We start from the raw sequence: 13,855 nt of genomic DNA, 5'->3' as shown, positions 1-13,855 counted from the left end.
GTATTAGCGGCGTAGATCCACATAAGTTGCAAATTGTCTGTTGTCAGCTTCGAAGACAACGTAGTAAGTTCCGTCAGGAAGATCTTCTCCATCAGAGTTTACTCCGTTCCATTCATTCGCATAATTCTGTTTTTCGTAAACGATGTTACCCCAGCGGTTGAACACCTTGAAAGTGTTGTTCGGGTGCTGGTCAATACCAAGGATTACGTAAGTGTCGTTAGCGTTATCACCGTTTGGTGAAACCCCAGTAGGTAGGGTGATGTCATCAGGCTGTGTCACGACGATGATCGAGTCTTTCACACAACCATTCGCGTCGATGATTGTCAAGGTGTAATCACCAGCAACAAGATCTGTTGGATCTTCAGTGCCATCTTCGATCGTCAGTGGTCCTGACCACTCGTAAGTGTATCCAGGTGTTCCACCTTCTACTTCTGTGTCGATGCTTCCATCGTTGCCTCCGAACTCGCTCACGTTGTATCCGCTATCGAGAATTGGAGAGAAGCCGTTGATCGTGATGCTATCAGGTTCAACTACTGTGAAGGTTCCGTCTCCAGTACATCCACTTGCGTCTTCGATAGACAGCGTGAATGTTCCATTACAGATTCCGTCGATGTCTTCGTCAGTGCTGACTTCGTTTCCTTCAGCGTCAGTCCATGAGTAAGTCAATGGAGCCACACCGTTGGTTACCGTTGCATCAATGGCACCGTCGCAATCACCAAAACAAAGTGGGTTTGTTACGTTTCCATCTACGATGATTGGATCCGGACCAGGAACTGTCCAGTCAACAACTACTGTACAATCATTTTCGTCTGTGATGGTGATCGTGTAATCACCAGGACAAAGGTCAACTGCAGCGACAGTACCATCAGCGACATCCGTAGGGCCATCCCATTCGATGTCTGATTGTCCAGTTCCACCGTCAACATCTACCAGCACTGTTCCGTCGCAAGCGCCACAGTTAGCAGCTGTACCTGTTACTTCAACAGTGAGTTCTTCAGGTTCAGTGAGTGTCCAGCACTCTTCAATCTCACAACCATTGGCATCAACGACTGTCACACAGTATTCACCTTCTTCAAGGTCGAACGCTCCGTCTTCGTCACCAACTGCAGGGTCCCACGTTACTGTGTAAGGGGCTGTACCTCCAGAGATGTCGAGATCAATACTTCCGAGGTCTCCGAAACAAGAGATGTCAGAAACAGTAGCATTGAGGTTGAGCGGTTCCGGAACGTTCAAGTTGAATACTTGTTCGATCTCACAACCATTGGCATCCGTTACGAGAACGCTAACGATGTCGTCTGCACAGATGTCAGAAAGCGTGGTTCCGTTTCCAGCAGGGTTGCCGTTCAGCGTCCATTCGATTGTGTAATCTGGAACACCTCCTGTAGGTGCGATTGTAATCTCTCCATCACAAGCGTCAGCACAACTGATGTTCATGCCTCCTTCGTACTCAGAGAAAGTCGCGTTCAATTCAATCGGAGTTGGTTCAGTCAAGACGAACGCAAGGAGTGTGTCACACCCGTTGGCATCCGCTACAAGCACTTCGTAGAATCCAGGACAGAGATCTTCGATGTCTTCTGTCACGGCGAACTCTCCACCGTCATTGTCAAGCTCCCATAGGTAAGTGTATGGTCCAACACCTCCTGATACTTCAAGATCAATCGATCCAGTACACTCTCCATTACAGATTGGGTTCTGTGGAGTTGCAACAACTTCCAATGGAGTATCTGGTTCAGTGATCTCTGCTGTAGCAGTCGCTTCACATCCATCAGCATCCGTTACAAGGATTTCGTAAGTGCCTGCTGGAAGACCGTCTTGGTTTGGAAGGTTGATGTCTTCAATAGCATCACCGGTCCAAACGATCGTGAAGTCAGGCTCACCACCTTCAATGGTTGTGATAATGCTTCCCGTTGAATCACCAAAACAAGGAATGTTGAATGGCGTTCCTTCCAAGGTTGGAACGAAGAGGTTTACAAGGAATGTGTCAGGCTGCGCAATCACAACCTCTGAAGTATCTGTACATCCATTTAGATCAGTTACAACCAACTCGAGTGAGTCAGCAGGAACACCGATCAGTACGTTACCAGAGTACTCACCATCATTCCAATCGTAAGTGTATCCTCCAGCACCACCAGTTGCAGTTACTGTTGCTTGTCCGTCAGAGTAATCGAAACAGCTAACATCCTGAAGGAAGTCAATGGATACGTCGATTGGTGTCGGCTCAGTAATAACGAACTCGATGATGTCTTCACAGTCATTCGTATCAACGATACGTAGCTCGTAAGTACCAGGACATAGATCAGTAAGCGTTACCGCTTCAGGATCGTTGTCGCCAATATCTCCAGTGATCCATTCGTAAACAACGTAGTCACCGCTTCCTCCTGTAACGTTTGGTGTGATTGTTCCATCACATGATCCATTACAGCTAACGCCGAATCCGTTGTAGTCGCTAATCGTTCCTGAAGTCTCAATCGGATCAGGCTCGATCATCGGGATTTCCGTAGTTGCGATACATCCGTTGTCATCCGTTACAACCACACAGTAAGTTCCTGCAGGAAGGTTGTCTTGGAATGATACCCCAGGGATGTTTACTGGATCACATCCAGTCCAATCGTAGTTGTAACACTCAGGAGCAAACTCTGTACAGTCTGGAGTTCCTCCAGATACTGTAACCGAGATCTGACCGTCTGTAGCGTCAGGACAAGAAACGTTGTACCCTCCATCGAAGATGGTTGTGCTAACGAAGATGTCCATCACTTGTGGCGCATCAAGGAAGATGCTGTCTGTATGTTGACAACCTGTGTCATCCGTTACTGTAACCACGTAAGTACATTCGAAAAGGTTCGTGATGCTCGGGCTATTTGAGCCTCCGAAGAAACACTCTGGTGAAGGAGCCCATTCGTAGGTGTATGGACCAACACCTCCAGAAGCGTCAGCTGTTACCGAACCGTTGTTCTGTCCGAAACAAATCGGAGGAACAATCGCTTGGAAGTCGATCACGATCGGATCTGGTTCCGTGATAACGTAAACAAACTGCTCTTCACAGTCTCCGTCTACTACAGTAAGAATGTAGCTACCAGCACATAGATCGAAGATTTCTTCATCACTCGAAGCGAATCCGTCAGGACCCGTCCAAGAAATAGCATCTACGTCTGCTGGGATAATATCTACTTCAATGCTTCCGCTGCACTCATTGCCACACTCGGCAGGAGTTACGGTAGCAGTAACATCAAATTCATCGTTCGTACCGACGTTCACGTCTACTGTAGTTTCACAACCCAACGCATCAGTGATGGTAGCTGTGTAAACTCCAGAGTCTAGACCCGTGAGGTCTTCACCAACACACGGACAGCTTGGTCCAACCCAGCTTACGGTGTATGGTCCGCCGTGGCTACCTGCGATGGTTAGATCGATTTCACCGATTCCAGCGTTTGGATCACCACAAGGGTTAGGAGTAACGTCTGCAGTTACGTTCCATGCAGGAACACAAGTAAGTTCCACATCAAGTGTTTCGCTACAATCGTTCGCGTCAGTTACTGTCAATACGTATGATCCACAAGGAACACCACTCAAGTCTTCTGTGAAGTAAGTGTCTCCTGTATCTGTGTTGATCCAAGTTGTGATGTATCCTGGTGTACCTCCGCTGATAGAAACATCGATAGAGCCATCAGAAGCGTCAGGACAAGAAACGTTGAATCCACCAGGGTAGTTAGAAACGGCGTCAAGGTTCACGCTAATTGGTGCTCCTGGACCAGTGATCGTAATCGTTACACTGTCGTCGCTTGTACATCCGTTGGAGTCAGTTACTGTCACTGTGAATACTCCTGTTCCAAGATCAGTGGCAACAGGCGCTGTCAAATCTGGGTCGTGGCTCCAGTTGTAGAAGTAGGGAGGACAACCACCAGTAGCCGTTACTGTAGCAACTCCTGTTTCTTCTCCGCTACACAAGATGTTTACTTGACCAGCCAACTCGATGTCGAGTACATCTGGTTCATTCACTGTGTAAGTCTCCGTAACCTCACATCCGTTTTCGTCTGTAACCGTCACCGTGTAGTCTCCAGCACATAGATTGTCAACGAAGGCAGCGTTTCCTACCACGTTGTCTAGTTCATCAACCCACTCGAAGCTGTAAACTCCTGTTCCACCTTCAACCGTTACTTCGATTGTTCCGTCACATTCACCTGAACAGCTAATTGGGAAACAAGAGAAGTCAGAGAAGTTCACGTCGATGATATTCAAGACATCTTCTTCAGTGACATCAACACATGCTGTAGATGTACACCCTTCGGCGTCAACGATGGTTACACAGTAGGTTCCTTCTTCAAGTCCGGTGAGGTCTTCATCCGTTGAGAATGGATTCCCGTTGAACTCCCATTCATAAGTGATTGGTCCGGTAGCATCCGTTACCGTAACATCAATCTCTCCGCTATCACCGTCGATACACGTGATGTTCGTCACGTCGAAAGTGATGACTGGTTCTGTCACTGTTACCGTTGCGCTCGCTGTAGCTTCACAGTCAGCGAGTGAGTAAGTCAACGTGTATGTTGTCGTTGTCGTAGGACAAACTTCAATGTCTAGGCTGTTTGGATCAGTAATGCCATCCAACGGAGACCATTCGAAGCTTCCGTTTCCGTCAATATCAGCTTCACCGTCTAGGTCAACACACTGTCCGTTACAGATAGTCGCGGCCGCTGGATCAACTGACGCGGTGATTTCGTCAATGATGGCGAAGTCCACAGAACTCTGGAATTCGAAACCATCACATTGTTGTTCCACAAGGGAAACGGTGACAATCTCTTCACCTTCAACAAGTCCATCAAAGATGGTCAAGATGTCAAATGAAACCGAGGTTTCACCAGCTGGAATAATCAAGGTGTAAACATCATTGATGTCGTCGTACACCAAGTTCAAGTCAGGATCCGTAGTGTAGTCGACATCGAATTCTGCGGTTCCATCAATAGTGAAGTTCACCTCAAGATCTTCGATTGGAACGAATGTGCTTTCGAACTGAACGGTACCTTGGTTACACCCTTCAACCATGTAATCAGTACCACCAACGGTGCTAGTGGTAATGGTGATTGGGTTTGAAGTCAACTGGCTAACGAATACCCCTGAATCGTACAGACGATCCGATCCATCAGCGATGATGAGTTTCAAGTGATAGGTCTCACAAGGAATGAGATCACCTACTTCTGCGCGAATCCCCGTTGTGAATCCGTCATACTGAACTCCCAATCCTAGTGGGTCTTGGTTGTCGAAGAAGTATTGGGTGTTATCAATGTGGTTGACGTTGTTGATCGCTACAGCCTCAGAAGTTCCTGGAATCAAAGCGATGTTTACATCGACACCCACGTTCGGACCTGAAATGAAGAATCCGAATACATCGTTGAACGATGATCCTACCCATTCGAGGTATTCCTCACTGGCGAAGTTGAAGTCGAACTTCAAGCTATCCCCCTGCACCACTACATCGAACTCGAAGGTAGTAGCATCCCAGGTGGTCAACCCACCGTTGGCCAAGGTCAGAAGCTCTGAACCAGGGAACATGTTGTCGTAATCATCACAGTTCAAACAGTCTGTTCCATCAAGCAATGGAAGTCCTGTTTCATCATTCGGTCCAATGGCATTCAAAGCATTACCTGTTGTCAGGAGGATACCTTCGCTGGTTCCGATTTCAGTTCCTGTGGAAGTGTAGTACGCATAGGCACTATCGGCGGCAGTAACCTGCACGTTGAAGATCTCTACTCCAGTACCCACAAGGTTCTGGGCCATTTCTTCAGGGGTGAGGTCGAAATCTACTGCCAACTGCCCGCTAGCCTGGTAACCCAGGAATAGGACAATGGCTGTCAGTAGTCTTCTGCAGAAGTAAGTCTGCTTCATCTATCTGTTGTTTTGGTTGGGGTCAAGTCTTATTGTCCGGTGATTCCACGACGTACATCCATGCACGTAGATGAGAAATCACTCTTGCTCATCTCTGTGAGCTCAATCGCTTCCAGCTCTGTGGCTTCGGCGATCAATCCTTTGAGTGTTTGGAATGCCTCTTCGCGCGATAGGTTGTTATCGTCGATGTTGAAGACAACTAGTTTTCCAGGCACACAAGCCTCATTGATCGAAAACTGATCGTTTCCTTTCAATGATCTAGCCATATCTCCATAGCTGTAAGCGTCAATCTCAGTCATCTGCACAACGAGCAGGTCCTGATCAACGTCAGCTTGGGCAATACTTTCCGGAGAGATGAAAAGGCAACACAAAGCTAGGATTGCTCCTAAGAACTTCGCGGATTTTGATAGGGTCATAGCGAAATTGTTTCGGTGTAAGGTGTATCTGTTTCAGAATACACTGTATACTAAGCAAAGAAACTAAATTTCGCGCGGTGTTGGACGCCTTTTTACACACAATTACAGTGGACTTAATCCACATTTCGATGTTGGGCTGTCATCACTGTGTACATGCCAATGGCGGCAGAAACGGAAACGTTGAGTGATTGAGTCTTTCCATCCATCGGAATTCGAACCAGGTAATCACACGTGCGGAGGCTGTCTGTACTCAACCCGGTTTCTTCATTACCCATGACCAAACACGTGGGTTTAGATAGCTGAATATCAGAGATCAAGCGTTCGGTTTTCTCCGTCATCCCGATGACTTCAATGCCGCTTTCTTGCATTTCTGTCAGCGCCTTATTCATCACAGGGACGCGGCAGATCGGAAGGCGCATCAATGCTCCAGAAGAGGTTTTGATCGCGTCTTCATTCAACGGAGCCATTCCTTTTCCTGGTACGATGACCCCATGAAACCCAAAACACTCTGCAGAACGGCAAATGGCACCAAAATTCCGCACATCGGTGATGCCATCGCATGCCAAGAGGCGAGGGGTTTCACCGTTTTCGTAAATCGAAGCGATGAGATTAGAAAGATCAGCAAACTCGATCGGAGAGAGGATGGCAATCACTCCTTGGTGGGCCTTCCTGGTAATTCGATCTAGCTTTTGGGTAGGCACATATTGAACGGGAATTTCACGTTCACGAGCATAGCCAGTTACCTGCGCATAGCGGTCGTGGCGTACTCCTTTTTGAACCAGTACTTTTTGGATTTCCTTACCTGTTTCGATGGCTTCTAGTACAGGGTGCCAACCGAAAATGAATTGATCTTTCTTACGATTCATTCCTGAAAGATGCGACCATTTCTCCAAGCGGTCACCGCACGATCCCAATCAGTTCTGAACAACGGATTGCGTTCAAGTACGAAGAGGTTGTCGCTCAGAGGGTTTCGTTCGCGATAAAAGTTGAAAGTGATAGAGCTTAAGTTGTTCTCCTCTCCATAGATCCATGTCTCGCGATCGTTGTCGCGCGTGATCTTGGTAGGGTTGCCAAAGACAATGTGAATGAGCCCACGATCTGTTTTCCATCCTTCAATGGAAGACGAGAAGTATCGATTGGCCTCTTCAACTCTGCGGTAGTAAATCTTGATGAGCTCACGTGTACGGTCTTTGGATCCACCGCAATCAAGCCAAAACGCATCGATTTCTTTCTTGCGGTAATTGCTTTCTTCGATACGTTCGTATTCTCTTCGTCCGCTGATGTAACGAAGGCTGAACATCATGTCGTCAACCGACTTGATTTCTGGGTAGCTTTCACCTTGAGACAAGAAGCTGTGAATAATGTCGCCATTGGCGTTCACCATGGTATTCAGTCCTTCGGTCACAAAGAAGATCTCGTCCTTATCAATCTCTTGTCCTGAGGTGGTGTCAGGTAAGCTTGGGTAGTTTCTCGAACCCTGAACATAGGGGGGAGGAGGGAGCTTTGTTTTAGGTTGCCATTGACGCAATGAGAGGCTCTGATCGCCGCGTGATGTGGTGTACTTTACCAATTCGCCAGTACGCAGAATCTCACCAAATACGGGAAGTCCGTCTTCATAAGTGAAGAGGTAGTCTTCTTTATTCCCACCTTCAAATTTGTTGACTTCAAGGCTTGTTTGGAAAGACCATCGACGATTCAAATCAGTCAATTGAATGGTGAATCGATAACGGCCAAAGGTCTCGAGGTCGATCTCATTCGAACTGATGATGATCCCATCTCGTTCGTTTTCTTTCTCGTAGATCATCACGAAGTCTGTGGTGTCGTGAGCTACGAATACCCCTTGTTGCATGCGCTCAATCATGACGTCGCAATCAAGACGCGCTTCAAAAGGTGATTCGGGTGAGTTTCGGGCAAAGAGCAATTCACTACTGCTAATCCCCAAATAGATCATGCTCTTGCTGTCACTCGTATGATAAACCATGACTTCTGGGTGCATTGGCATGACCTCCCAATCATAACTGACCAGGTTAGAAGTAGTGCTTTTGGTCTGTTGAACAGAACACGCACTAAGTAAGGCAGCAACACAGCAGAATAGAAGCCATTTATTCATTCTCATACGCTTGATCTTGTGGAAGTTGATCACTATCCATCGCTTTGTCTAAGAGCCCTTTTTCAATAGGGTCTTTCGGTTTATAACCCGACATGCTGCGGATTCGTTCGACGCGACTAATGAGGTTTCCTTTCCCTTCGGAGAGTTTATTCATTGCCGCTGTATATGCTTTATTACCATCTTCCATGCTTTTACCCACCTTTTGAAGGTCTTGGGTGAAGCCACGGAACTTGTTGTAAAGCAGTTCAACCTGTTTCACGATTTCACGGATGTTATTCCGCTGATCTTCTTGTGTCCAGATATAACGTACTGTTCTCATTGTAGCGAGAAGCGTGGTAGTTGAAACGATCACTACGTTCCGTTTGAGGGCTTCTTCATAAAGGTCGCGCTCGTTGTTCAGCGCAAGGAAGAGTGCCGCCTCAATGGGTACAAACATCAAAACGAAGTCTGGACTATTGATCTCGTAAAGCTTCTCGTAGTCTTTCGTTCCAAGCTCTTTGATGTGTGCTCGAATGCTATCAATGTGCCCTTTTAATGCGGCATTGCGTTCATCATCTGTCTCTGCAGCATGAAAGCGTTCGTAGGCCGTTAAAGAGACTTTCGCGTCGATAATGAGTTGTTTCTCTTCAGGAAGGTTGATGACGAAGTCAGGTTTCTTCTTCTTGCCTTCATCATCTGCAAGCACGGTTTGTGTTTGGTAGTGGGTTTCCTTTTGGAGCCCGGCCTTTTCCAGGATTACCTCAAGCTGTGCTTCACCCCAGTCACCTTGGGTTTTGCTGTCGCCTTTGAGGGCTTTGGTAAGGTTCTCGGCATCCGAACTCAGACGTTCGTTGAGCGCTTGGAGCTCATCAATTTTGTGTTTGAGTAGGTGTCGTTCTTTATTCTCTTCGTTGTAAACTTCTTCGACGCGTTTCTTAAATCCACTGATTTCTGTTTTCAATGGATCAAGGATCTCACCCATCTTCGTGCTGTTCAGCTCAGTGAATTTTTTCGACTTCTCGTCGAGAATTTCGTTGGCGAGGTTCTTAAACTGATCCCGCAGATTTTCACGCATCTGCTTCAGCTCTTCTTCGAGTTTGCCACGTTGCTCCTTGAAGCTCTCTTCTTGTGCAACAGCAGATTGTTTCAAGAAGTGGTTTTCCGCTTCCAGTTGGGTGGCTTGGTTGCGTGTATTTTGATGTTCTTTTTGCTCTCTGAGGAACGCGCCATGCGCTTCTTCAATCTTGTCTTGACTAGAAGCGATCTCAGATTCCAGACGTCCGATGAGTGGTGCGTCATTGGTCTTCCCTCGTTTAAGAAGAATCGCAATGATTACCCCCAAAACGAGGCCAATCAACAATCCGATTAATAACGCTAGCAAGTCCATGTATTAGAAACGATTTATAAAGCCAAAATGTATTTTCCCATTCCTTACAAGGATAGGGTTATCGCGTTCGCTACCCAGAGCATACACCAATCTGAATGATCCGTTCTTCGTCCCGATGACCGTTCCGAGACCGAAACCGAAAGGGGTATCACTAAGATAGTCATCATTGTTTCGTTCATACCATCCTTGGTCAAAGAAGACGAAGGCAGCTGAATTTTGATCGATGATGAACTTTAGTTCGGCGGTAGCAATTCCGTAACTAGAAGCGAAGATCGATTCTTCATCGAATCCACGCAAGGTGGTGAGCCCTCCAATTCTGAAGTTTTCATTGAACTGAAGGGTGGTGTCGATCTTACTTCCTCCTTGAAAACGGAGTCCCCAAACAAAACGGTCTTTCACCGGGAGGTATCCTTCGACATTTGCCAGAAACTGGTACTGGTCATTTCGTACTTCCCGATTTTCTTCTGAGCTAATCACCAATCGCTTGGCGCCAACACTTCCTTCGAAGTAGGTGAAGAAACCAGATCTTGGGTTCCGACGATAGTCTAATTGATAGGTTTGAAAGGCCAGACCATAGCGATCAATGTTGACATCGTTGACCGAACTCACCTCTTCGCTCAGTTGATTTGAAATCCATCGTTCGGCAAAGGCACGGAGGTATTTGTCTTGTCCGAGTACATAGCCAAGTGCAAGTTCCAGTTGTGTTTGAGTGAAAGAAGTATCTCTCCGGTAAACGCTAATCTCAGCCCAGGTTCCGATATGGGTGTTCAGTATATAAGGAAGGGAGGCTTTGACCTCAAGGTTTTGTGTGGCTTCTTGGAGTCTTCGCCAGCGTAGGCTTAAATGCTCTCCTCTACGCAATGCATTTTGAAGGTCAAGGGTGACGTCTCCGGTAAAAACAACTTGCCCTGTTTCATTGTCAGGTTGAAAACCAACGATCCCGTCAAAAGTGTTCGCGGGTTTGTCGTCTATATATAGGTATAGATCTGCCTCGCCATCTCGAAAAAGAACCTCAGAAGGTTGAAGCAACTGAACGAAACTCAGTTCTGAGATCTTCTTGTTCACCTCTTCAATGACGCGTTCATCGTACTGTTCTCCTTTTTTCCAACCTGTCAATTGACGGAAGTAATTCTGGTTGAAGCTTTTATTCGATCGAATGATCAGGCTATCAAAGGTGAATTCGGGTCCGCGTTCAACCCGCACCGTGGTATTGATAGTAGTGTCATTCACCAGGGTATTTTCGAAATGAGCCACGGCAAAAGGGTAGCCATTGGTCTCGTAAACCCTGATTTCGCTTAGGGCCAGCTTTTCAAGATTCTCTCCGCTTGGTATACCTATTTCGCTGAACGCGGAAAAGCGATTTCCTTCAGAGATCAGGGCGGTGATCCGTGTAGAATCCGCGTATGTAGAGTCAAGGGTGCACCCAAGGAATCCTTGTTCATACTGCGTTGTGAGATAAGAAGTTAACGAGTCATTCCATGTGGAGCTAGTCACCGCGTAGTTTGTTGTGTCAGTGGAAGAAATCACCTTCAATTGTGACTGTCCGAAAGAAGCGAAGCGTTCCGCCGATACGGCGAAAAAAAGAAAAAACAGGATCACAATAAGCGCGCATTGAACTGCGTTAAATCGATAGATCGCTGACTTGTGAATAAACCTGTGAAACAAAATTAGAAACCTTACGTATTAGGTAACGACGAGTTGGCGACTTTTAGCATAGAAAGAAACCGACGTAACCTGATTAATGATGAAAAAAGTATTTGGATTTGTATTGCTCCTCGCTGCAGTGGGCATGTTAGCAGCCTCTTGTACACCACACAAACAAGCGTGTGCTGCGTACAGCAAAGTAGAAATTGAAACTCCTGCGCAGAAGTAACGGAGAAATTAGAACGTGATCTGGACGTCTTGATCGATATCAGGATGTAGACTCATAGCAACAGGACATGTCTGAGCTGCTCGGCTTAGGATTTCCTTTTGTTTCTCATCCAGCTCACCTGCTGATATAGATAGATTTATTTGAATGGCTTCGATCCTACGTGGGTTGGAAGCCATTTTTTTTGTCACTTCCGCCGACATCGATTCAATGGTAATTCCGTGATTGTTGGCGCTGATCCCCACGATGGTCATCATGCAACTTGCTAGAGAAGCGCTGGTCAAGTCTGTTGGCGAAAAGTAACGTCCTTGGCCGTTGTTATCCGTGGGAGCGTCTGTGATGACTTGTTCTCCAGACTTAATATGTAAAGCGGTGGTTCTCAAGTCACCGTTGTATTCTACTTTGTAATTCATGATGAACTTTTATTCGGGTTCCCCCGTTGTTAATTGTATATTTACAAGACAAGCGTAGTTCCGCAAATGTATAGGCTTTTATTCCTCATATCGACTGTTTTCTTCGCAGGTTCTGTTGCGGCTCAAAACGAGCTCTATGACGAACCAGTAATCATCTATTCTCATCAAATGTCTGGTGGCTTGCAGCTCCATTCGAATGGGTTGGGTGGTTTCTTTCAGTGGGGAAAATACCAAGGGGCCAAGAAGATTATGCTACTCGGTATAGACGCGGTGAACATGAAGCACCCAAAAGAGGTGAAGAGTTACAACCCCGTTTATGAAGATAGTCGCAGCTACGTTTATGGTAAAGTGAACAACCTCTACATCTTGCGTCCTTCATTTGGATACCGCAAGATCATTACTGAGAAGCTCCGTAAAAGCGGGGTTCAAGTGGGGTATACACTGACCGGTGGACCGTCATTAGGTATCACAAAACCGGTATATCTGGAGATCGGATACCCGGCGATTCCTTACCAGTATTTAGCTACGGAGCGCTATGATCCTGATCGTCACTTCTTTGATGATATCTACGGACGAGCGTCAGGCTTAAATGGCTTGGATGATTTGAAACTTCATCCCGGCGGCTTTGTTAAATTTGCATTCAATTTTGAGTACTCCAACGAGAAAGATCGATTGAAAGGACTAGAAGCCGGGGTCACATTGGATGCATATCTAAGAGAGATTCCTATCATGGCTGAAGATCGCGTGGCGAACAATCAGCAATTCTTCTTCACTTTCTTCCTTAATTTCTTTGTTGGCAAAAAGTATAATGTCAACGGATGACAGAACCAGTTGTATCTAACGTTCAGGAACGCAAGCGTGTTCCTAAACCAAAGTGGCTTCGCGTAAAACTTCCTACAGGGGAGGAGTACAAGAAAGTCCGCAACATCGTATCTGAACACAAGCTTCACACTATTTGCGAAAGTGGTAACTGCCCGAATATGGGTGAGTGTTGGGGAGAAGGAACGGCAACGTTCATGATCCTTGGTAACATTTGTACGCGAAGCTGTGGTTTTTGCTCAGTGGTCACAGGAAGACCAGATGAGGTAGATATGTTCGAACCGGCACGTGTGGCAAAGTCAGTGAAGCTCATGGGAGTGAAGCACGCAGTCATTACTTCGGTAGACCGCGATGACTTAGCAGATGGAGGTTCTGAAATTTGGGCCATGACGGTACGAGCTATTCGTCGTCAGAGTCCAACGACTACCCTTGAAACACTGATTCCTGACTTTGCAGGAAAGTGGGATAACCTTCAACGCGTCATTGATGTGGCACCGGAAATCGTTTCACACAATCTTGAAACGGTACGAAGGTTGACCAAGCAGGTACGAATTCAGGCCAAATATGACCGAAGTCTTGAAGTCCTGAGGAGACTCAAACAAGGTGGAATGAAGACGAAGTCAGGTGTTATGTTGGGGCTTGGTGAGACCGAAGATGAAGTGATTGAAACCATGGATGATCTTCGCTCTGTTGGTGTGGATGTATTGACGCTAGGGCAATACCTACAGCCTACACCTAAGCACTTGCCGGTTCAAGACTTCATCCATCCAGAGCAATTTGCATTCTATGAAAAGTTGGGCTTAGAGAAAGGATTCCGCTTCGTTGAAAGTGGACCTCTTGTACGCTCAAGTTATCATGCTGAAAAGCATGTATTCTGATTTTGTGGTCTTGACTTGTATATTTACGGCCGCAGTTTGGGAACATGACCTTCAGATGGAGTGTTAATTGTTGTAAATTGCTACCCATTGTTTCGGATAATTCTAG

10 protein-coding genes are annotated in these 13,855 nt (G+C 46.5%); 3 read left to right on the top strand and 7 right to left on the bottom strand.

The window, feature by feature from the left end:
• Positions 1-3: 3 nt before the first annotated feature.
• From RA156_RS11375 to RA156_RS11350, 6 genes are all read right to left on the bottom strand, one after another.
• Complete coding sequence (locus tag RA156_RS11375; RefSeq protein ID WP_306640204.1) at positions 4-5,877, bottom strand: choice-of-anchor L domain-containing protein; 5,874 nt, start codon at positions 5,875-5,877, stop codon at positions 4-6.
• 29 nt (positions 5,878-5,906) lie between these two features.
• Positions 5,907-6,293, bottom strand: coding sequence for a hypothetical protein (locus RA156_RS11370; protein WP_306640202.1), 387 nt, complete (start codon positions 6,291-6,293; stop codon positions 5,907-5,909).
• 113 nt (positions 6,294-6,406) lie between these two features.
• Positions 6,407-7,159: a 23S rRNA (guanosine(2251)-2'-O)-methyltransferase RlmB gene (gene rlmB, locus RA156_RS11365; RefSeq protein WP_306640200.1), complete on the bottom strand. Its 753-nt coding sequence runs from the start codon at positions 7,157-7,159 to the stop codon at positions 6,407-6,409.
• Positions 7,156-8,403 (bottom strand): GWxTD domain-containing protein, encoded by a 1,248-nt coding sequence (locus tag RA156_RS11360; protein WP_306640198.1) that lies wholly within the window; start codon positions 8,401-8,403, stop codon positions 7,156-7,158. The genes rlmB and RA156_RS11360 overlap by 4 nt, the downstream gene beginning before the upstream one ends.
• Entirely contained in the window at positions 8,396-9,769 is a 1,374-nt protein-coding gene (locus RA156_RS11355) for a DNA recombination protein RmuC (RefSeq protein ID WP_306640196.1), read from the bottom strand. The genes RA156_RS11360 and RA156_RS11355 overlap by 8 nt, the downstream gene beginning before the upstream one ends.
• A gap of 3 nt (positions 9,770-9,772) precedes the next feature.
• Positions 9,773-11,368 carry a BamA/TamA family outer membrane protein gene (locus RA156_RS11350; RefSeq protein ID WP_306640195.1) on the bottom strand — a complete coding sequence of 532 codons (1,596 nt, stop codon included), beginning with the start codon at positions 11,366-11,368 and terminating at the stop codon, positions 9,773-9,775.
• A gap of 142 nt (positions 11,369-11,510) precedes the next feature.
• Between RA156_RS11350 and RA156_RS11345 the strand changes: the two genes are divergently transcribed.
• On the top strand, positions 11,511-11,642 hold the full coding sequence (locus tag RA156_RS11345) for a hypothetical protein (RefSeq protein WP_306640194.1): 132 nt from the start codon (positions 11,511-11,513) through the stop codon (positions 11,640-11,642).
• Between the two features lie 8 nt (positions 11,643-11,650).
• Here the strand turns inward: RA156_RS11345 and RA156_RS11340 are convergent, their stop codons facing one another.
• On the bottom strand, positions 11,651-12,052 hold the full coding sequence (locus tag RA156_RS11340; protein WP_306640193.1) for an OsmC family protein: 402 nt from the start codon (positions 12,050-12,052) through the stop codon (positions 11,651-11,653).
• Positions 12,053-12,118: 66 nt separating this feature from the next.
• On the opposite strand from RA156_RS11340, the gene RA156_RS11335 reads away from it, so the two are divergent.
• Both RA156_RS11335 and lipA read left to right on the top strand, forming a co-directional pair.
• On the top strand, positions 12,119-12,874 hold the full coding sequence (locus RA156_RS11335; protein ID WP_306640191.1) for a hypothetical protein: 756 nt from the start codon (positions 12,119-12,121) through the stop codon (positions 12,872-12,874).
• On the top strand, positions 12,871-13,749 hold the full coding sequence (lipA, locus tag RA156_RS11330) for a lipoyl synthase (protein ID WP_306640190.1): 879 nt from the start codon (positions 12,871-12,873) through the stop codon (positions 13,747-13,749). The genes RA156_RS11335 and lipA overlap by 4 nt, the downstream gene beginning before the upstream one ends.
• The last annotated feature ends 106 nt before the right edge of the window (positions 13,750-13,855 follow it).

Origin of the sequence: Sanyastnella coralliicola (assembly GCF_030845195.1) — a bacterium.
Lineage (GTDB): Bacteria > Bacteroidota > Bacteroidia > Flavobacteriales_D > Sanyastnellaceae > Sanyastnella > Sanyastnella coralliicola.
This window is presented reverse-complemented; position numbering and strand designations above follow the sequence as displayed.

What these genes read in the sequence shown, in the direction of transcription:
- RA156_RS11375 (WP_306640204.1), bottom strand. Translation starts at nt 5,877, where the DNA reads ATGAAGCAGACTTACTTCTGCAGAAGACTACTGACAGCCATTGTCCTA.
- RA156_RS11370 (WP_306640202.1), bottom strand. Translation starts at nt 6,293, where the DNA reads ATGACCCTATCAAAATCCGCGAAGTTCTTAGGAGCAATCCTAGCTTTG.
- rlmB (WP_306640200.1), bottom strand. Translation starts at nt 7,159, where the DNA reads ATGAATCGTAAGAAAGATCAATTCATTTTCGGTTGGCACCCTGTACTA.
- RA156_RS11360 (WP_306640198.1), bottom strand. Translation starts at nt 8,403, where the DNA reads ATGAATAAATGGCTTCTATTCTGCTGTGTTGCTGCCTTACTTAGTGCG.
- RA156_RS11355 (WP_306640196.1), bottom strand. Translation starts at nt 9,769, where the DNA reads ATGGACTTGCTAGCGTTATTAATCGGATTGTTGATTGGCCTCGTTTTG.
- RA156_RS11345 (WP_306640194.1), top strand. Translation starts at nt 11,511, where the DNA reads ATGATGAAAAAAGTATTTGGATTTGTATTGCTCCTCGCTGCAGTGGGC.
- RA156_RS11340 (WP_306640193.1), bottom strand. Translation starts at nt 12,052, where the DNA reads ATGAATTACAAAGTAGAATACAACGGTGACTTGAGAACCACCGCTTTA.
- RA156_RS11335 (WP_306640191.1), top strand. Translation starts at nt 12,119, where the DNA reads ATGTATAGGCTTTTATTCCTCATATCGACTGTTTTCTTCGCAGGTTCT.
- lipA (WP_306640190.1), top strand. Translation starts at nt 12,871, where the DNA reads ATGACAGAACCAGTTGTATCTAACGTTCAGGAACGCAAGCGTGTTCCT.